Genomic DNA, 19,032 nt, shown 5'->3' on the forward strand with positions numbered 1-19,032 from the left:
ACGAGGCCGAGCTGATCGATCGTGTCTTCCTCGCCCGGGTCATGGAGCCGGGGGACGAGGCCGGGGGACGGTGGATTCGGGAGTGGGGAGCGGGTGCCGTGGCCTCGCGGTTGCGGGGTGGCGGGGAGGCCCTGCCCGGAGTCAGTGAGAAGCGGTGGGCCGGGCTGCTGGCCCGCGCCGCGGTCGCCGACGCGGAGCGGGACCTCGGTCAGGCGTACGAGGCCGGTGCGCGGTTCGTCATGCCCGGGGACGCCGAGTGGCCCAGCCAGCTGGACGACCTCGGGGACGTGCGCCCCATCGGGCTCTGGGTGCGGGGGAGGGCCGGCCTCCGGATGTGGGCGCTGAGGTCCGTCGCCGTCGTCGGAGCCCGCGCCTGTACCGAGTACGGCGCCCACATGGCGGCCACCCTCGGCACCGGGCTCGCCGAACGCGGCTGGGTGGTCGTCTCCGGCGGCGCCTACGGAGTCGACGGCGCCGCCCACCGCGGTGCCCTCGGCGCCGGCGGGGCCACCGTCGCCGTGCTGGCCTGCGGGGTCGACCGTCCCTACCCCCGCGGACACACCCAGTTGATCACCAGGATCGCCGAACAGGGTCTGGTGATCGGGGAGTTGCCGCCCGGCGAGCATCCGACGCCCAGCAGATTCGTGCTGCGGAACCGGGTGATCGCCGCCCTCACCCGCGGCACCGTGGTCGTCGAGGCAGCCCACCGCAGCGGCTCCCTGGTCACCGCGCGGGCGGCTCGACGGCTGGGCCGACACACGATGGGGGTGCCCGGGCCCGCCACCAGCAGCCTCTCCGCCGGGGTGCACGAGCTGCTCCGCGAGGACGCCACGCTGGTCACGGACGCCGCGGACGTCGTCGAGCTCGTCGGTGACATGGGGGAGCTGGCCCCGGACCGGCGCGGACCCGTGCTGCCGCGGGACCTCCTGGCCCCGGCGGCACGGAGAGTGCTGTCCGCGCTGCCCGGGCACCGGGAGGCCGGCGTGGACGAGATCGCCCGGGGCGCGCAGACGACCGGCGACGACGCGATCGCGAGACTGTACGAACTCCGTGCACTTGGTTACGTCGAACGACACGGCGATGGCTGGAAGTTGACACGCCAAGCGGTGATCTCGGTCCGGGGTGGCCGCAGCCCGCGCTGACCGAGCGTGTTCGGCCGTCCGGGGGAACCCCCGACAACCTTGGGAATTACAGCAGTTGGGGTGTTCCGGTGATCACACAGGGCGACGGCCGTGGCTACGGTGAGTCGCCGACGGGGCGGATCCGGGCAAGCACTTCGCCACGTTGTTTGCGCACTGCGACAGCTCAGTCACGCTACGCTCACGGGGATTCCGACGCACTCCACGTACATGACGTACACCGCGTACTTCACGGCAGAACGGCACAAGGCGACGAATGCCCCAGCACACTTCCGGATCCGACCGGGCGGCGATCCCCCCAGCCGCCCGTGACGGTGGCAGCGTGCGGCCGCCCGCTCCCTCGACACTCGACGAGCTGTGGCGGTCGTACAAGGCGTCGGGAGACGAGCGGCTGCGCGAGCAGCTGATCCTGCACTACTCACCGCTCGTGAAGTACGTCGCCGGGCGCGTGAGCGTCGGCCTGCCGCCCAATGTCGAACAGGCGGACTTCGTGTCCTCCGGGGTCTTCGGGCTGATCGACGCGATCGAGAAGTTCGACATCGACCGCGAGATCAAGTTCGAGACCTACGCGATCACCCGGATCCGGGGCGCCATGATCGACGAGCTGCGGGCGCTGGACTGGATCCCGCGGTCCGTGCGGCAGAAGGCGCGCAACGTCGAGCGGGCGTACGCCACGCTGGAGGCGCGGCTGCGGCGGACGCCGACGGAGGGCGAGGTCGCCGGCGAGCTGGGCATCGCGGTGGACGATCTGCACGCGGTTTTCAGCCAGTTGTCGCTGGCCAACGTGGTGGCGCTGGAGGAGCTGCTGCATGTCGGCGGTGAGGGCGGCGACCGGCTCAGCCTCATGGACACCCTGGAGGACACCGCTGCGGACAACCCCGTGGAGGTCGCCGAGGACCGGGAGCTGCGGCGGTTTCTCGCCCGGGCCATCAACACCCTGCCCGAGCGGGAGAAGACCGTGGTGACCCTGTACTACTACGAGGGCCTCACGCTCGCGGAGATCGGCAACGTGCTCGGTGTGACCGAGAGCCGGGTCAGCCAGATCCACACCAAGTCGGTGCTCCAGCTGCGGGCGAAGCTGGCTGCTTTCGGCCGCTGACCTGGCCGTACGGCTGTGCGGCGACGGCAGGTCGGCCGGAGTGGCTCCCGTCCGCGGGGCCGCGTCCGTACAGTGGTTGACGTGCCAAGGATTCGAGCGGCCTCCGTGGCCGAGCACCGGTCGATGCAGCGAGCCGCCCTGCTGGACGCGGCTCGGTCACTGCTGTCCGAGGGCGGGACGGAAGCGCTGACCTTCCCGGCCCTCGCCGAGCGGACGGGACTCGCGCGGTCGTCGGTGTACGAGTACTTCCGGTCGCGGGCCGCCGTCGTCGAGGAGCTGTGCGAGGCCGACTTCCCCGTCTGGGCCGCGGAGGTCGCGGCGGCGATGGAGCGGGAGCCCTCGCCCGAGGGCAAGGTCGAGGCGTATGTGCGGCAGCAGCTGACGCTGGTCGGGGACCGGCGGCACCGGGCCGTCGTCGCCATCTCCGCGAGTGAGCTGGAGGCAGGGGCCCGCGAGAAGATCCGGGCGGCGCACGGAGGGCTTGTCGCGCTGATCGTCGAGGCGCTGGGGGAGATGGGGCACGAGCAGCCGCGGCTGGCGGCGATGCTTGTGCAGGGGGTGGTGGACGCGGCTGTGCGGAGGATCGAGCTGGGGGCGGCGGAGGAGCCTTCCGTGATCACGGAGGCCGCGGTCTCGATGGCGCTGCGGGGAGTGCGGGGCTGAGGCCGGCCGCCAGGTGCGGATTCGTCGTGGCTGGTCGCCCGGTTCCCCGCGCCCCTGGGGTGCGGGCAGCGGACCGGGGTTACTTCGGCAGCGGCACTCCCAGTACGGGCAACAGCCTCGACGGCCCCCTGTGCAACAGCCACGGCGGGAGCAGGGACAACGGGTCCAGGTAGGTCTCGCCCCTTCTCAGGCCCCAGTGGACGCAGGTGGTCGTGCAGTGGGAGCCCGTCGGGGCCACCGTGCCGACCACCTCACCCGCTTCCACCTCGGCACCCTTCTCCACCGACGCCGTGACCGGTTCGTAGGTCGTTCGAAGATCCGTGCCCGTCAGTTCCACGGACACCACCCCCTTGCCCGCCACCCGGCCCGCGAAGGACACCCGGCCCGCGGCGACCGTCCTGACCGGGGCTCCCGCGGGCGCCGCCAGGTCCACGCCCCGGTGGCCGCGGCCGTACACGGTCGCCGGAGGTTCCCAACCGCGCAGGACCGCCGGGCGGACGCCCACGGGCCAGGTGCGGCCGATCGCCGGCACCGAGGTGTCCGTGGCCGTCGGGGTGAGAGGGGGTGACCAAGAGGTGGGGGCCGGTGCCGTCAGGAACAGCAGAAAGCCCAGCACCAGCCACCCGGCACATCGTCCGCATCGCTTCGCTCGCATGCGGAAACCGTCCCGTACCCGTCCCGGTCATGACCGGGACCTGTGGACTGCTCCCAGGTTGTGGACAACGGCGTCACCCGGTACCCCGCGGGTCCCGTACACTTCTTCTGGCGATCCGGGCGACCGGGTCGACTTCGCACGCCCCGACATCAGGCCGCCAAGCGGTCGGTGTCAGCGCCTCTCGGTCCTCTGTGGCAAGGCGCGTCGCGGGCGTCAGGCGCGGGTGCCCTCCGGTACCCGCGGTACAACCGAGATCACCAAGGAGAACGGCCATGGCCGTCGTCACGATGCGGGAGCTGCTGGAGAGCGGCGTCCACTTCGGTCACCAGACCCGTCGCTGGAACCCGAAGATGAAGCGCTTCATCTTCACCGAGCGCAACGGCATCTACATCATCGACCTGCTCCAGTCGCTGTCGTACATCGACCGCGCCTACGAGTTCGTCAAGGAGACCGTCGCCCACGGCGGCACGGTCATGTTCGTCGGCACGAAGAAGCAGGCGCAGGAGGCCATCGCCGAGCAGGCCACCCGCGTCGGCATGCCCTACGTCAACCAGCGCTGGCTGGGCGGCATGCTCACCAACTTCTCGACCGTCTACAAGCGTCTGCAGCGCCTCAAGGAGCTCGAGCAGATCGACTTCGAGGACGTCGCCGCGTCGGGTCTGACCAAGAAGGAGCTCCTGGTCCTCTCGCGTGAGAAGGCCAAGCTCGAGAAGACCCTCGGTGGTATCCGCGAGATGCAGAAGGTGCCCAGCGCCGTCTGGATCGTGGACACCAAGAAGGAGCACATCGCGGTCGGCGAGGCCCGGAAGCTCAACATCCCGGTCGTCGCGATCCTCGACACCAACTGCGACCCCGACGAGGTCGACTACAAGATCCCGGGCAACGACGACGCGATCCGCTCCGTCACCCTGCTCACCCGTGTGATCGCCGACGCCGTCGCCGAGGGCCTCATCAGCCGCTCGCGCGTCGCCACCGGCGACAAGGGCGAGAAGGCCGCCGGCGAGCCGCTCGCCGAGTGGGAGCGCGACCTGCTCGAGGGTGGCGAGAAGAAGGCCGAGGAGGCTCCCGCCGAGGCGCCCGCCGCTGAGGCCGCTGCTGCCGAGGCCCCTGCCGCCGAGGCTCCGGCCGAGGCCGCTGCTGAGGCTCCGGCCGCTGAGGCTCCCGCCGCCGAGGCCGAGCAGGCCTGATCAGTCAGCGTTGACGGCGGGAGCGGCCGACATCCGGTTCGCTCCCGCCGTTCACCCATAGGTTCGCGATCCTCATCCGCGTGTGGATCGTGGATCGGGCAGATCTCCCGACTTCGAGAAAGATTCACAGACTCATGGCGAACTACACCGCCGCCGACGTCAAGAAGCTCCGTGAGCTCACCGGCGCCGGCATGATGGACTGCAAGAAGGCGCTGGACGAGGCCGAGGGCGACGTCGAGAAGGCTGTCGAGGCGCTCCGGATCAAGGGCCAGAAGGGCGTCGCCAAGCGCGAGGGCCGCTCCGCCGAGAACGGCGCCGTGGTCTCGATCATCGCCGACGACAACTCCTCCGGTGTCCTGGTCGAGCTGAAGTGCGAGACGGACTTCGTCGCCAAGGGCGAGAAGTTCCAGGCCGTCGCCAACCAGATCGCCGAGCACGTCGCCGCGACCTCCCCGGCCGACCTGGAGGCCCTGCTCGCCTCCGAGATCGAGGCCGGCAAGACCGTCCAGGCGTTCGTGGACGAGGCCAACGCCAACCTCGGCGAGAAGATCGTCCTGGACCGCTTCGCGCAGTTCGCCGACGGCTTCGTGACCGCGTACATGCACCGCACGATGCCCGACCTGCCCCCGCAGATCGGTGTCCTCATCGAGCTGGACAAGCCCAACGCCGAGGTCGCCAAGGGCATCGCCCAGCACATCGCCGCCTTCGCGCCGAAGTACCTCTCCAAGGAGGACGTGCCGGCCGAGGTCGTCGAGTCCGAGCGCCGCGTCGCCGAGGAGACCACCCGCGCCGAGGGCAAGCCCGAGGCCGCCCTGCCGAAGATCGTCGAGGGTCGCCTCAACGGCTTCTTCAAGGACGCCACGCTGCTCGGCCAGCCCTACGCGCTGGACAACAAGAAGTCGGTCCAGAAGGTCCTGGACGAGGCCGGTGTCACCCTGAAGCGCTTCACGCGCATCAAGGTCGGCATCTGAGTCCGTACCGCGAGCGACGCGCGGGCCCTATAGGGTCGTCAGCAGTCGTGCGGTACGCCGCCACGCACGCGCGTGGCGGACGACAGCAGATCTGACGAGGAGGCCATTGCCGCGCATGGGATGCGAACCAGTTCCCAACCGGCAATGGCCTTCTTCGTATGTGCAACAGGTGAAAGAGGCGGGATCCCCATGACCACCAAGGCCCAGAAGAGCGACGACGGCAAAGTACGCGGCCGGTTTCTGCTGAAGCTGTCCGGAGAGGCGTTCGCCGGTGGCGGCGGCCTGGGTGTGGACCCCGACGTGGTGCACAAGATCGCCCGTGAGATCGCCGCCGTCGTCCGGGACGGCGCCGAGATCGCCGTCGTCATCGGCGGCGGCAACTTCTTCCGCGGCGCCGAACTCCAGCAGCGCGGCATGGACCGGGCCCGCTCCGACTACATGGGCATGCTCGGCACCGTGATGAACTGCCTGGCCCTCCAGGACTTCCTGGAGAAGGAGGGCATCGACAGCCGGGTCCAGACCGCCATCACCATGGGCCAGGTCGCCGAGCCCTACATCCCGCTGCGCGCCGTGCGCCACCTGGAGAAGGGCCGCGTGGTCATCTTCGGCGCCGGTATGGGCATGCCGTACTTCTCCACCGACACCACCGCCGCCCAGCGCGCCCTGGAGATCGACGCCGAGGCGCTGCTCATGGGCAAGAACGGCGTGGACGGGGTCTACGACTCCGACCCGAAGACCAACCCCGACGCGGTCAAGTTCGACGCCCTCGGCTACGGCGAGGTCATCACCCGCGACCTCAAGGTCGCCGACGCCACCGCCGTCACGCTGTGCCGCGACAACAAGCTCCCGATCCTGGTGTTCGAGCTCCTGGCGGAGGGCAATATCGCCCGCGCCGTCAAGGGTGAGAAGATCGGCACGCTGGTGGGCGACCAGGGCAGCCGGGACTAGACCCGAGTTACACCCGGTCCCTGACCGGGGGATGGACAATGTCCTGCCGGTCGGGAACCGTGCAGGAAGAAGACGCGACGCAGCCGGCCGCCGCCCCCACGCATACGGAACAGCAGCCGGGCCTACTCAAGACACGCAGGAGCAAGTGGTGATCGAAGAGACCCTCCTCGAGGCCGAGGAGAAGATGGAGAAGGCCGTCGTGGTCGCCAAGGAGGACTTCGCCGCGATCCGCACCGGTCGTGCGCACCCGGCGATGTTCAACAAGATCGTGGCCGACTACTACGGCGCGCCGACGCCGATCAACCAGCTGGCCTCGTTCTCCGTGCCGGAGCCGCGCATGGCGGTCGTGACCCCGTTCGACAAGACCGCACTGCGCAACATCGAGCAGGCGATCCGCGACTCCGACCTGGGCGTCAACCCGAGCAACGACGGCAACATCATCCGAGTGGTGTTCCCCGAGCTCACCGAGGAGCGCCGCCGCGACTACATCAAGGTCGCCAAGGGCAAGGCCGAGGACTCCCGGGTGTCCATCCGCTCGGTCCGCCGCAAGGCCAAGGACTCGATCGACAAGCTCGTCAAGGACGGCGAGATCGGCGAGGACGAGGGCCGCCGTGCGGAGAAGGAGCTCGACGACGCGACGCACAAGTACGTCGCCCAGGTGGACGAGCTCCTGAAGCACAAGGAAGCGGAGCTGCTCGAGGTCTGATGAACGACTCTTCCTGGGCGACTCCGCCCCACGCCGGGTACTGGGGGCCGTCCGACCAGGGGCCTGTCCAGGGGGCTGCCCCGGCGGGTCCCGCGTACGATGCGCATGACGCGCAGCACACTCGCCCCATGCCCATCGTGCCCGACGGACCCGCGTACGGCGGAGACCAGGATGACGACAGGGGGGCCGCTCGGCTGAGCGGTCCCTTGTTCCAGGACGAGCCGTTCCGGAACACCACCGTCCGTGACGAGACCACGCCGGCGCAGCCCTTCGCGGCGCCGCAGAAGCAGGATCCGGAGCCCATGCCCGACGCCTCGCAGCCGGCGCCCGCGCCGCAGAAGAAGAGTGCGGGCCGGGATCTGGGTGCGGCCATAGGGGTCGGCGTCGGGCTCGGTGTGGTGATCATCGCCTCCCTGTTCTTCGTCAAGGCCGTCTTCGTCGGCGTGATAGCGGTCGCCGTCGTGGTGGGTCTGTGGGAGCTGACCAGCAGGCTCCAGGAGCGCAAGGGCATCAAGGCGCCGCTGGTGCCGCTGGCGCTCGGCGGGGCCGCGATGGTCGTCGCCGGGTACGTCCGGGGCGCGGAGGGCGCCTGGGTGGCCATGGCGCTCACGGCACTGGCGGTCCTGGTCTGGCGGATGACGGAACCGCCGGAGGGCTACCTCAAGGACGTCACGGCGGGTGTCTTCGCGGCGTTCTACGTCCCGTTCCTGGCCACGTTCGTCGCCATGATGCTGGCGGCCGAGGACGGGGCGCTGCGGGTCCTGACCTTCCTGCTCCTGACGGTCGTCAGCGACACCGGCGCGTACGCGGTCGGCTGGCGCTTCGGCACGCACAAGCTCGCGCCGCGCATCAGCCCCGGCAAGACCCGGGAGGGCCTGGTCGGAGCGGTGACGTTCGCGATGGCGGCGGGCGCCCTGTGCATGCAGTTCCTGATCGACGACGGCACGTGGTGGCAGGGCCTGCTCCTCGGCCTCGCGGTCGCGGCCAGCGCGACGCTGGGGGACCTCGGCGAGTCGATGATCAAGCGGGACCTCGGCATCAAGGACATGGGCACCCTGCTGCCGGGCCACGGCGGCATCATGGACCGCCTGGACTCGCTGCTGCCGACGGCGCCGGTGGTGTGGCTGCTGATGGTGCTGTTCGTGGGCAGCGGCTGACGTAACGACGGTGAGCGAGGGGGCGGCAGCGACGGCTGCCGTCCCTTTGCGTTTCGTCACCGGGCAGGTGGGGGCCTGTCGTCATAGGCATGGCGGAGCCCAGGTTGGCGCAAATTGTGTGTCAGGGCTTGCTTCGCATACGTAAAAAGGGCCGTTTCCGCTGGAGTTCGTCCGGGATGCTGACCGCCGCGTCGGTTTTCGAACGGGGGAGCGGGATGAGCGAGCAGTTCGGGGTGGACCCGGAGACGCTGACGGATCTGGCGGGCAGGTTCGACCGGGAGGCGACGGGGCTTGCCGGGCCGATCGGGACGTTCTCCGGGAGCGCGGCGGGGATAGGGCAGGCGTTCGGGCTGCTGGGGATCTGTGACGGCGCGTCGGAGAAGTACCGGCAGTTGCTGGAGAACACCGTCAAGGCGCTCGGACACCTTCCCGACGTGCTCAGGAGCGACGGCGACCGGCTGCGGCTGAACGCCGTCCACTACGCGGACTCCGACCGGACGGCCCTCGGCTATCTGCACGCTGCGGCCTCGGGCGGCCGTCCGTGAGCGTCAACGACTGGATCGACGGCAAGGTCCTGGAGCTCCTCCAGGCGGCCGGTGTGGAACTCCCGGGCGGCGACGGCGACACGCTCCGGGCCATCGCCCGCTCCTGGGACGCCATGGGCACCGAGCTGACGGATGTCGTACGGGCCGTGGACTCCGCGATAGCCGGGGTCGACAAGCAGGGGTGGCACGGAGCCGCCCGGGACGCCTTCGAGAAGCACTGGGGCGAGCAGAAGAAGGTCGTCCAGGACGTCGCCGCCCACTTCCACCAGGTCGCCGACGGGCTGCGCTCGTACGCCGACGAGATCGACGGGATCAACAAGGAGATCATCGACATCTGCGTCGAGATCGCCGAGATGGAGATCGCCGGGGTCGCCCTGTCGTTCTTCACCGGGTTCATCTCCGACCTCGTCGCGAACACGGCGGTGGCGGCGCGGGTGGCCAAGGTCGTGGACCTGGTCCGGCTCTTCACAGCGGCGGCGGAGCGGGTGGCGGGCCTCCTGGAGCGGTTCTCGGGGCTCAGCGCGGAGACGGTCGCCACGCTGGAGAAGATGCTCACGGCCGTGGCCAGGGTCAGCGCGAGCCTCGCCAGGACGGGGCTGGAGAGCTTCACGACGAACTTCGCGGCGGACTCGGTCAGCCTCATGGCGAACCAGGCCGTTCACGGGCAGCAGGTGACGGTGGGGAAGGATGTCGCGGACGGTGGCTGGGCCGCGGTCGGCACGGCCGCGTTCACCGCGGGGGCCGGAGCGGCGGGAGAGCGCCTGACCGGGGTGGCCGGCAACCTCCTGAGAGGCGAGGGGCTGCTCGCCACCACCGTGAACGGCGCCGCCGGCAATGTCGCCGGTGGTCTCACGCTCGACCATCACGTGGGCCAGGACGGCTCGACCACGGCCCAGGACGCGCTCACGAACGCTGCCACGGGAGCTCTCGGAAACGCTCAGAACCACGGTGTGAACCATGCTCTGGAACAGCACGGCAGCCTCGGCGGCGACCATCTGAGCGACCGCGGGAAACTGGCCGACGGAGCCTTCGCGAACACGGTGGGCACCACCCTCAACACCGGTGTCTACGCCGCCGGATCCGGCATCGAGACCGACATCCAGGACCTGCTGAAGGACGAGGACAAGTGAGCACACTCGGTGGCGGGACCCTCGCGGCCGTCTTCACTCCCAACCCGCACCATCCCCTCACGTGGGTCAACTTCGTCGGGTATCTGCTGCTGATAGGCGGTTGCGGCATCGCTTGCGTCGGTGTGTACGCGGGGGCCCACACCTATCGGGGCCTGGAGCCCTCCCGTCGCCGCGGCCAGGTGGTCCCCATCACCCTCTTCGCGGGCTTCTTCCTGGTCGTGGGCTCGGCGCTCGCGGCCTTCGGCGTCTGGCTCTTCTGACCGGGCTTCCCGAATGATCTGCGACACTGGATGAGCTATGCCTAAGCCCGGAGAACTCACTTTCGTCGCCCCCCGCGGAGCCAAGAAGCCGCCGCGGCATCTCGCTGACCTCACTCCTGCCGAGCGCAAGGAGGTGGTGGCCGGGATCGGGGAGAAGCCTTTTCGGGCCAAGCAGCTCTCGCAGCACTACTTCGCGCGGTACGCGCACGACCCCGCGGAGTGGACCGACATCCCCGCCGGTTCGCGCGAGAAGCTCCGGGAGGCGCTGCTTCCCGAGCTCATGACCGTCGTACGGCATCTGTCGACCGACCAGGGGACCACGCGCAAGACGCTGTGGCGGCTGTTCGACGGGACGCTCGTGGAGTCCGTGCTGATGCGGTACCCGGACCGGGTGACCATGTGCATCAGCTCGCAGGCCGGCTGCGGGATGAACTGCCCCTTCTGCGCCACCGGCCAGGCCGGTCTCGACCGGAACCTGTCCACCGCCGAGATCGTGCACCAGATCGTCGACGGGATGCGGGCGCTCCGGGACGGGGAGGTGCCGGGCGGACCGGCGCGGCTCTCCAACATCGTCTTCATGGGCATGGGCGAGCCGCTCGCCAACTACAAGCGGGTGACGCAGTCCATCCGCGCGCTCACCGACCCCGCCCCCGACGGGCTCGGGCTCTCGCAGCGCGGTATCACCGTGTCCACCGTGGGGCTCGTGCCCGCCATTCACCGGTTCGCCGACGAAGGCTTCAAGTGCCGGCTCGCCATCTCCCTGCACGCTCCTGACGACGAGCTGCGCGACACCCTCGTCCCCGTGAACACGCGGTGGAAGGTGCGCGAGGTCCTCGACGCCGGGTTCGAGTACGTCGAGAAGTCCGGACGCCGGCTGTCGATCGAGTACGCGCTCATCCGGGACATCAACGACCAGGCATGGCGCGGGGACCGGCTCGGACGGCTGCTGCGCGGCAAGCCCGTGCACGTCAACCTCATCCCGCTGAACCCGACCCCGGGCTCCAAGTGGACCGCCTCGCGGCCCGAGGACGAGAAGGCCTTCGTCGAGGCCATCGCCGCGCACGGGGTGCCCGTCACCGTCCGGGACACCCGTGGTCAGGAGATCGACGGGGCCTGTGGCCAGCTCGCGGCCACCGAGCGGTAGTCTGGCGACTGTACGTACACCTTCATATCCGACAGGGGAGCGCCACAGCGCTGAGAGTGCGGCAACCGGGCCGCAGACCCTCTGAACCTCGCCCAGGTCATTCTGGGTAGGAAGTTCGGTCATCACCGTGAACAACAAGAAGCTTTTCGCTGCCGTCGTCGGCCTCGGTCTCGTCACGCTGTCCGCGTGCGGGTCCTCGTCCTCCTCCGACTCCGGCAGCACCGGCTCCAAGACCGTCACCCTCGTCAGCCACGACTCCTGGGCCGTCTCCAAGGGCGTCCTCGCCGACTTCGAGAAGAAGTCCGGCTACAAGGTGAAGGTCCTGGAGGACGGCGACGCCGGCCAGGCCGTCAACAAGGCGATCCTCACCAAGGACAACCCGCAGGGAGACGTCTTCTTCGGCGTCGACAACACCCTGCTCTCCCGGGCGCTCGACAACGGCCTCTTCCAGTCGTACGAGGCCAAGGGCGCCGACACCATCCAGGCCGGGTACCGGGTCGACGGGGACAAGGTCACGCCCGTCGACACCGGCGACATCTGCGTCAACTACGACAAGGCGTGGTTCAGCAGGCACAAGCTCCAGCCGCCGACGTCGTACGACGACCTGATCAAGCCCGCCTACAAGAACCTCCTCGTCACCGAGAACGCCTCCACCTCCTCGCCGGGCCTCGGCTTCCTCCTCGGCTCGGCTGCGAAGTACGGCGACGACGGCTGGCAGGACTACTGGAAGAAGCTCAAGGCCAACGGCGTCAAGGTCGTCGACGGCTGGGAGCAGGCCTACAACGAGGAGTTCTCCGGGTCCGCCGGAGGCAAGAAGGCCAAGGCCGACCGGCCGCTCGTCGTCTCCTACGCCTCCTCCCCGCCCGCCGAGGTGATCTACGCCGACCCGAAGCCGAGCACCGCGCCCACCGGGGTCGCCGACGGCACCTGCTTCCGGCAGATCGAGTACGCGGGGCTGCTCAGCAACGCCAAGAACACCAAGGGCGGCAAGGCGCTCCTGGACTTCCTGCTCACCAAGGAGTTCCAGCAGGACATGCCGCTCAACATGTTCGTCTACCCGGTGGTGCAGGGCGCCCAGGTGCCCGCCGAGTTCACGAAGTACGGTCCGCAGGCCAAGGATCCCGAGACCATGGACCCGGCCAAGATCGCCGAACACCGTGACGACTGGGTCAAGTCGTGGACCTCGCTCGTCCTCAAGTGAGCCGCAGGGGCGCGGCGGCACGGCTCGGCCTGATGGCCGTGCCCGTCGCGTTCTTCGCCGTCTTCTTCGCCTGGCCGGTCGCCGCGATCGTCAAGCGTGGCCTCGACACGGACGGGAGCTGGCAGCTCGGCCGGATCACCGACGTCCTCGGTCAGCCGGACATCCGGCACGTCCTGTGGTTCACCACCTGGCAGGCGCTCGTCTCCACCGCGCTCACGCTGCTGATCGCGCTCCCCGGCGCGTACGTCTTCGCGCGCTTCGACTTCCCCGGAAAGCAGATCCTGCGAGCCGTCGTCACCGTGCCCTTCGTGCTGCCGACCGTCGTGGTCGGTACGGCCTTCCTGGCCCTGGTCGGCCGGGGCGGTCTGCTGGACGAGTGGTGGAGCGTACGGCTGGACACCACGGTGTGGGCGATCCTGCTCGCGCACGTCTTCTTCAACTACGCGGTCGTCGTACGGACCGTGGGCGGGCTGTGGGCGCAGCTGGACCCCCGGCAGGAGGAGGCCGCGCGGATGCTGGGCGCGTCCCGGCTCACCGCCTGGCGCAAGGTGACCCTCCCCGCGCTCGGGCCCGCGGTGGCCGCCGCCGCGCTGATGGTCTTCCTGTTCACCTTCACCTCCTTCGGCGTGGTCCAGATCCTCGGCGGCCCCACCTTCTCCACCCTCGAAGTCGAGATCTACCGCCAGACCTCCGAGATCTTCGACCTCTCCACGGCCGCCGTGCTGACGATCATCCAGTTCGTGGCGGTGGGCGCTGTCCTCGCCCTGCACGCGTGGACCGTACGGCGCAGGGAGAGCGCGCTCCGGCTCGTGGACGCGTCCGTCACCGCCCGGCGGCCGCGCGGCGCGGGGGAGTGGGCGCTGCTGGCCGGGGTCCTCGCGGTCGTCGCCGTCCTGCTGGTCCTGCCGCTCGCCGTGCTGGTGCAACGCTCCCTCGGCGCCCCCGACTTCGGCTACTACCGGGCGCTCACCCACAGTGACGGCGGGGTCTTCCTCGTCGCGCCGATCGAGGCGATCGGGAACTCGCTGGAGTACGCCCTCGCCGCGACCGCCATCGCGGTGCTGATCGGAGGGCTCGCGGCGGCCGCCCTGACGCGACGGGACGCGGGACGCTGGGTACGCGGCTTCGACGCGCTGCTGATGCTGCCGCTCGGGGTGTCCGCGGTGACCGTCGGCTTCGGGTTCCTGATCTCCCTCGACGAGCCGCCGCTGGACCTCAGGCAGTCCTGGATCCTGGTGCCGCTCGCGCAGGCGCTGGTCGGGGTGCCGTTCGTCGTACGGACCATGCTGCCCGTGCTGCGGGCGGTGGACCACCGGCTGCGGGAGGCCGCGGCCGTGCTCGGAGCCTCGCCCTGGCGGGTGTGGCGGGAGGTCGACCTGCCCATGGTGCGGCGGGCGCTGCTGATCGCGGCGGGGTTCGCGTTCGCCGTGTCGCTGGGCGAGTTCGGGGCGACCGTCTTCATCGCCCGGCCCGACAACCCGACCCTGCCGGTCGCCGTGGCCCGGCTGCTGGGCCGCGCCGGTGATCTCAACTACGGCCAGGCGATGGCCCTTTCGACCATCCTGATGATCGTGTGCGCGGTGGCGCTGCTGGTCCTCGAACGGCTGCGGACCGACCGGACCGGGGAGTTCTGATGCTGCTGAGCCTTGCGGAGGCGACGGTACGGTTCGGCGGGCGGGCCGTGCTCGACGGGGTCGGGCTCGACGTCGCCGAGCACGAGGTCGTGTGCGTGCTCGGACCGAGCGGCAGCGGCAAGTCGACGTTGCTGCGGGCGGTGGCCGGCCTGCAACCGCTCGACGCGGGGCGGGTGTTGCTCGACGGGCGGGACCAGGCCGGGGTGCCCGCGCACCGGCGCGGGGTGGGTCTGATGTTCCAGGACCACCAGCTGTTCCCGCAGCGGGACGTGGGCGCCAACGTGGCCTTCGGACTCCGGATGCACGACGCCCCCAAGGCGCAGCAGGGCGAGCGGGTGCGGGAGTTGCTCGACCTCGTGGGACTGCCGGGCGCCGCCCGCCGGGCCGTGGCCTCGCTCTCCGGCGGTGAGCAGCAGCGGGTCGCGCTGGCCCGGGCGCTCGCCCCCCGCCCCCGGCTGCTGATGCTCGACGAGCCGCTCGGGCAGCTGGACCGTTCGCTGCGGGAGCGGCTCGTCGTCGAACTGCGGGAGTTGTTCGGGCGGTTGGGCACCACGGTACTCGCGGTCACCCACGACCAGAGCGAGGCCTTCGCCCTCGCCGACCGGGTCGTGGTGATGCGGGACGGGCGGATCGCCCAGTCCGGTACGCCGCTCGAGGTGTGGCAGCGACCGGTGGACGAGTTCGTGGCCCGTTTCCTCGGCTTCGAGAACGTGGTGGAGGGGACCGTGACCGGCGAGGCGGCGGACACGGTGTGGGGCAAGGTTCCGGTGCCGCCGGGGGCCGCGCAGGGAGTCCGGAGCGTGCTGGTGCGGCCCGCGGGCGTGCGACTGGTCCCGGCCGACGAGGGGCTCCGCTGCACGGTCGCCGCACGCACCTTCAAGGGCACCCATGTCGCCGTACACCTGCAACCCACGGACGACGGACCCCGTTTGGAAGCCGCCTGCGCCCTGCGCGAGGCGCCGGAGGTCGGGGACGCGGTGGGGGTGGGGTTCGACGCGGCCGAAATTGTCGTGCTGGGCTGACGCGGGCGACCTACAGTCCCGGTATGACGCTGCTCGCACACGACCGCTACTGCGACGAGATCGCCCACCAGGTGGGTCAGTTGAGGGCCTTGGTGACCTCCGGGGCCGATCTGTCGGTGACCGTGCCGACCTGTCCGGACTGGTCGTTGAAGCGGCTGGTGCGGCACACCGGGGGTGCCCTGCGCTGGGTGGAGCTGATGGTGCGGACCCGGGCCCAGGAGGAAGTGCCCGAGGAACGGGTGCCGTTGGGGGAGGGGCCCGAGGACGCGGGTGAGCTGGACGCGTGGCTCGCCGAGACCGGTGACGCACTCGTCGCCACGCTGCGGGAGGCCGGGCCGGACACCGAGGTGTGGTCCTGGGCCGGGGTTCCGACCTCCGGGTTCTGGGCCCGGCGGATGGTCCACGAGCTGACCGTCCACCGCGCCGACGCCACGTTCGCCGCCGGCCAGCCCTACGAGGTCGCCCCGGAGATCGCCGCCGACGCCATCGACGAGTGGCTCCAGATCGTGGAGTTCGCGCAGCGGACCATGCCGGACGACGAGTCACGGGAGCTGCGGGGCCCGGGGCGCAGCATCCATCTGCACGCCACCGACACGGGCGCGGAGCTGAACGCGGAGTGGCTGATCCGGTTCACCGAGGACGTCATCGACTGGCGGCGCGGGCACGAGAAGGCCACCGTCGCGCTGCGCGGGCCGCTGACCTCCGTCATGCTCGCCTTCTACCGCCGACTTCCGTTGGACAGCCCCCGGTTGGAGGTGCTCGGTGAGCGGAAGCTGCTGGAGTTCTGGCTGGAGCGGGCGAGCTTCGGGTGAGCTTGTCGCCGGCGGACCTCCCGGTGAGGAAGGTCTCCGGTGAACAGGGCCTCAGCCGAACACGGCCTCCGGCGAACAACGCGGCGGCCCGCCCCCGTTGAGAGGGCGGGCCGCCGTACTGCTGTGCGCGTCAGCGGGAGCTGCTCGCCCCACGACGGCGCAGGCCGAAGAAGACCGCGCCGCCGCCGATCGCCACGAGCGCGATCGCGATGCCGGCGATCAGGCCGGTGTTGGAGTTGGCGCCGGTCTCGGCGAGGTTGGAGTCGCCGACCGCGGCCGACGGGGCGTTGCTCTCCACGGTGGCCGGAGCGGTGGTGCCCTCCGAGGCCGAGGGGGTCGCGGTCGGGGTCGGGGTGTCCTCTGCCGGAGTGCTGGCGGAGTCCGACGGAGTGGGCGTAGGCGTGGCCGTCGGGGTCGGCGTGTCCTCGGTCTTGCAGGCGGTTGCCGGGGTGATCAGGTTGGGCGTGATGTTCTCGCCCTGGATGTAGGGCAGGGCCTCGACGTGGATGCGGTACTCGGCGTTGGGCGCCCAATCCTCCTCGAAGGTGATGGTGGTGCCCTTCTTGGAGCCCTTCACCGCCTTCTCGCCGACCTTCTTGGCGTCGCCGCCGTTGCTCTGAAGGTACACGGAGACGGTTGCCTCGACGCCGGTCCGGTCCACGTCCGTGACGCTGATGACGCCCTGCGTGCCGTCACACTTGGCCTCGGCGGAGAACTCCTTGATGTTGCAGGCGAGGGCGTTGCTGGAGGCGCCGAGCACGATCGCGGTCGAGGCGGCGGCGACGCCGAGGAAGCGCGCGGCGCGGGAGGTACGGCGGGATATGGGCGTGAATGCCACGTTCGTCCTTCACGGGGTGCGCAAATGCGGGGGGTGGACGGGATGGTGATGTGTCATCACCGTCCCCACGAGTCTCACAGGTCTATAAGCGCTGCATAAGTAGTGTCAACGTGTAGGCACCCTATACCCGTTGGCTTTACCTTCTTATTACACAGCGAGACGTTTCAGTGCCCCCGGAGCCTCCTCGATCCGGTCAACCAGGGCGATTCGGGCCTCCATTGACCGCTCCCGTGCCAGCGCCTGGAGCAACGGCCAGGTCGGCAGCCGCTCCGTCCAGTGCGCACGGTTCACGAGGACCATCGGGGTCGGTTCGCCGCGCGACTCGTAGTAGTTGGGCGTCGCGTTGTCGAAGATCTCCTGCACGGTCCCGGCGGCGCCCGGCAGGAAGACCACCCCGGCGTTGCAGCGGGCGAGCAGACCGTCCTCGCGGGTGGCGTTGGCGAAGTACTTGGCGATGTGCGACGCGAAGGCGTTGGGCGGCTCGTGGCCGTAGAACCACGTGGGGATGCCGACCGAACCGCCGCCGCGCGGCCAGCGGGCGCGGACCTCGAAGGCGGCGCGCGCCCAGTCGGTGATCGAGGGCGTGAACGACGGTGTCGCGCCGAGGAGTTCACAGGCCTCCTCCAGGACGGCGTCCTCCAAGGGGGCCGCGTAGGCGCCGAGGTTGGCCGCCTCCATCGCGCCCGGTCCGCCACCGGTGGCCACGGTGAGCCCCGCACGGGCCAGTTCACGCCCGAGGCGGGCGGCGCCGGCGTACTCCTCGGTCCCGCGCGCCATCGCGTGGCCGCCCATCACCCCCACGACCCGTGCGCCGGGCAGCAGTTCGTCGAGGGCGTCGGAGACGGCGTCGTCGTGGACCGCGCGCAGGGTCGACGCGTATATGTCGCGGTCGGCCTTGGTGCGCTGGAACCAGGCGTACGCGAGGGCGTCGGGGGTCTGTTCGTAGCCCTTGTCCAGCCCGTCGAAGAGTTCGTCGGGGGAGTAGAGGAGACCGCGGTAGGGGTCGAAGGGGAGGCCCGGGACAGGCGGGAAGACCAGGGCCCCGTCGGAGCGGATCTTCGCCGCCGCGTTCTCCCGCATGGGGCAGCCGAGGAAGACGGTGCCCGCGGTGTCGGTGGCGAGCAACTCCCGTGTCCGGTCGGTCAGATCGACCGCCTGGACGCGGAAGCCGGTCAGTGCGCCGCGGGCCGAGACGACCGCGTCGAACTCCTCCAGCGTCTCGATCTCACGGTCGTCGTGGTGTGCCGCGTGGGCGGGGCTCGTCTGCACCCGCCCATGCTCGCACGCCGGGTTCCGGCCTCGGGCTCGGACCTGGATCGCTGCCGGACTCCGGCCCGGAGTTCAGCCCTGGATCGCTGCCGGACTCCGGCCCGGAGTTCAGCCCTGGATCGCTGCCGGACTCCGGCCCGGAGTTCAGCCCTGGATCGCCGCCGGGTCCATCCACACGACCTCCCAGTTGTGGCCGTCGAGGTCGTCGAAGGAACGGCCGTACATGAAGCCCTGGTCCTGGACGTCGTCGTTGGCGGTGCCGCCTGCCGCGACCGCCTTCTCGACCAGTTCGTCCACCTTCGCGCGGCTCTCGGCGCTCAGACAGATCAGCACCTGGCTGGTCTTGGTCGCGTCCGCGATCTCCTTCTTGGTGAAGGTCGCGTAGAACGGCTTGGTGAGCAGCATCGCGACGATCGTGTCGCTGATCACGACGGAGGCCGCGTTGTCGTCGCTGAACTGCTCGTTGAGCGAGTAGCCGAGCTCGGTGAAGAACTTCTTCGAGGCGGCGAGGTCGTTCACGGGCAGGTTGACGAAGATCATCTGCTGGTAGGCCGGAGCGGTCATCGGAGTCTCTCCCATCGGGTGCGTGCGTTACGGGGGGTAGACGGGCGGGTGCGGCGGAACTCATCGGTGGGGAGAGATTTTTTTCTGC

20 protein-coding genes are annotated in these 19,032 nt (G+C 70.1%); 16 read left to right on the plus strand and 4 right to left on the minus strand.

Going from position 1 to position 19,032, the window contains the following annotated elements:
- Positions 1 to 41: 41 nt before the first annotated feature.
- From dprA to AQJ54_RS06080, 3 genes are all read left to right on the plus strand, one after another.
- On the plus strand, positions 42 to 1,142 hold the full coding sequence (gene dprA / locus AQJ54_RS06070; RefSeq protein ID WP_062234947.1) for a DNA-processing protein DprA: 1,101 nt from the start codon (positions 42 to 44) through the stop codon (positions 1,140 to 1,142).
- Between the two features lie 253 nt (positions 1,143 to 1,395).
- The gene (gene whiG / locus AQJ54_RS06075) at positions 1,396 to 2,238 is read left to right on the plus strand and encodes an RNA polymerase sigma factor WhiG (protein WP_028809835.1); all 843 of its coding nucleotides are present in this window, start codon (positions 1,396 to 1,398) and stop codon (positions 2,236 to 2,238) included.
- A gap of 105 nt (positions 2,239 to 2,343) precedes the next feature.
- Positions 2,344 to 2,901: a TetR/AcrR family transcriptional regulator gene (locus AQJ54_RS06080; RefSeq protein WP_062234543.1), complete on the plus strand. Its 558-nt coding sequence runs from the start codon at positions 2,344 to 2,346 to the stop codon at positions 2,899 to 2,901.
- Positions 2,902 to 2,980: 79 nt separating this feature from the next.
- On the opposite strand, the gene AQJ54_RS06085 is transcribed toward AQJ54_RS06080, so the two are convergent.
- Positions 2,981 to 3,556, minus strand: coding sequence for a murein hydrolase activator EnvC family protein (locus tag AQJ54_RS06085; protein WP_062234544.1), 576 nt, complete (start codon positions 3,554 to 3,556; stop codon positions 2,981 to 2,983).
- 272 nt (positions 3,557 to 3,828) lie between these two features.
- Between AQJ54_RS06085 and rpsB the strand changes: the two genes are divergently transcribed.
- The 13 genes from rpsB to AQJ54_RS06150 all read left to right on the plus strand — a co-directional run bounded on the left by rpsB (position 3,829) and on the right by AQJ54_RS06150 (position 16,273).
- Entirely contained in the window at positions 3,829 to 4,743 is a 915-nt protein-coding gene (gene rpsB / locus AQJ54_RS06090) for a 30S ribosomal protein S2 (RefSeq protein ID WP_062026738.1), read from the plus strand.
- Between the two features lie 134 nt (positions 4,744 to 4,877).
- The gene (tsf, locus tag AQJ54_RS06095) at positions 4,878 to 5,714 is read left to right on the plus strand and encodes a translation elongation factor Ts (RefSeq protein WP_062026737.1); all 837 of its coding nucleotides are present in this window, start codon (positions 4,878 to 4,880) and stop codon (positions 5,712 to 5,714) included.
- A gap of 189 nt (positions 5,715 to 5,903) precedes the next feature.
- Positions 5,904 to 6,662: a UMP kinase gene (gene pyrH / locus AQJ54_RS06100; RefSeq protein ID WP_030315804.1), complete on the plus strand. Its 759-nt coding sequence runs from the start codon at positions 5,904 to 5,906 to the stop codon at positions 6,660 to 6,662.
- A gap of 148 nt (positions 6,663 to 6,810) precedes the next feature.
- Complete coding sequence (gene frr / locus AQJ54_RS06105) at positions 6,811 to 7,368, plus strand: ribosome recycling factor (protein ID WP_020138771.1); 558 nt, start codon at positions 6,811 to 6,813, stop codon at positions 7,366 to 7,368.
- Entirely contained in the window at positions 7,368 to 8,525 is a 1,158-nt protein-coding gene (locus tag AQJ54_RS06110; RefSeq protein WP_062234545.1) for a phosphatidate cytidylyltransferase, read from the plus strand. The genes frr and AQJ54_RS06110 overlap by 1 nt, the downstream gene beginning before the upstream one ends.
- Before the next feature lie 215 nt (positions 8,526 to 8,740).
- The gene (locus AQJ54_RS06115; RefSeq protein WP_248845304.1) at positions 8,741 to 9,070 is read left to right on the plus strand and encodes a WXG100 family type VII secretion target; all 330 of its coding nucleotides are present in this window, start codon (positions 8,741 to 8,743) and stop codon (positions 9,068 to 9,070) included.
- The gene (locus tag AQJ54_RS06120; protein ID WP_062234547.1) at positions 9,067 to 10,200 is read left to right on the plus strand and encodes a WXG100 family type VII secretion target; all 1,134 of its coding nucleotides are present in this window, start codon (positions 9,067 to 9,069) and stop codon (positions 10,198 to 10,200) included. The genes AQJ54_RS06115 and AQJ54_RS06120 overlap by 4 nt, the downstream gene beginning before the upstream one ends.
- On the plus strand, positions 10,197 to 10,460 hold the full coding sequence (locus tag AQJ54_RS06125) for a hypothetical protein (protein ID WP_062234548.1): 264 nt from the start codon (positions 10,197 to 10,199) through the stop codon (positions 10,458 to 10,460). Before AQJ54_RS06120 ends, AQJ54_RS06125 begins: the two co-directional genes overlap by 4 nt.
- 37 nt (positions 10,461 to 10,497) lie before the next feature.
- Positions 10,498 to 11,604, plus strand: a complete 1,107-nt coding sequence (gene rlmN, locus AQJ54_RS06130; protein WP_062026728.1) for a dual-specificity RNA methyltransferase RlmN — start codon at positions 10,498 to 10,500, stop codon at positions 11,602 to 11,604.
- 127 nt (positions 11,605 to 11,731) lie between these two features.
- Positions 11,732 to 12,805 (plus strand): thiamine ABC transporter substrate-binding protein, encoded by a 1,074-nt coding sequence (locus AQJ54_RS06135; RefSeq protein WP_062234950.1) that lies wholly within the window; start codon positions 11,732 to 11,734, stop codon positions 12,803 to 12,805.
- 32 nt (positions 12,806 to 12,837) lie between these two features.
- Complete coding sequence (locus tag AQJ54_RS06140; protein ID WP_062234550.1) at positions 12,838 to 14,439, plus strand: ABC transporter permease; 1,602 nt, start codon at positions 12,838 to 12,840, stop codon at positions 14,437 to 14,439.
- On the plus strand, positions 14,439 to 15,461 hold the full coding sequence (locus tag AQJ54_RS06145) for an ABC transporter ATP-binding protein (RefSeq protein ID WP_062234552.1): 1,023 nt from the start codon (positions 14,439 to 14,441) through the stop codon (positions 15,459 to 15,461). The genes AQJ54_RS06140 and AQJ54_RS06145 overlap by 1 nt, the downstream gene beginning before the upstream one ends.
- A gap of 23 nt (positions 15,462 to 15,484) precedes the next feature.
- Positions 15,485 to 16,273 (plus strand): maleylpyruvate isomerase family mycothiol-dependent enzyme, encoded by a 789-nt coding sequence (locus AQJ54_RS06150; protein ID WP_062234554.1) that lies wholly within the window; start codon positions 15,485 to 15,487, stop codon positions 16,271 to 16,273.
- A 130-nt stretch (positions 16,274 to 16,403) separates the two neighbouring features.
- Here AQJ54_RS06150 and AQJ54_RS06155 read toward each other — a convergent pair whose 3' ends face one another.
- From AQJ54_RS06155 to AQJ54_RS06165, 3 genes are all read right to left on the minus strand, one after another.
- Positions 16,404 to 17,111, minus strand: coding sequence for an LAETG motif-containing sortase-dependent surface protein (locus AQJ54_RS06155; protein WP_062234557.1), 708 nt, complete (start codon positions 17,109 to 17,111; stop codon positions 16,404 to 16,406).
- A gap of 147 nt (positions 17,112 to 17,258) precedes the next feature.
- Complete coding sequence (locus AQJ54_RS06160; RefSeq protein ID WP_062234560.1) at positions 17,259 to 18,380, minus strand: LOG family protein; 1,122 nt, start codon at positions 18,378 to 18,380, stop codon at positions 17,259 to 17,261.
- 144 nt (positions 18,381 to 18,524) lie between these two features.
- A complete protein-coding gene (locus AQJ54_RS06165) occupies positions 18,525 to 18,944 on the minus strand; it encodes a VOC family protein (protein WP_062234563.1) in 420 nt (139 codons plus the stop codon).
- Positions 18,945 to 19,032: the final 88 nt, after the last annotated feature.

Origin of the sequence: Streptomyces griseorubiginosus, assembly GCF_001514195.1 — a bacterium.
Taxonomy (GTDB): domain Bacteria; phylum Actinomycetota; class Actinomycetes; order Streptomycetales; family Streptomycetaceae; genus Streptomyces; species Streptomyces griseorubiginosus.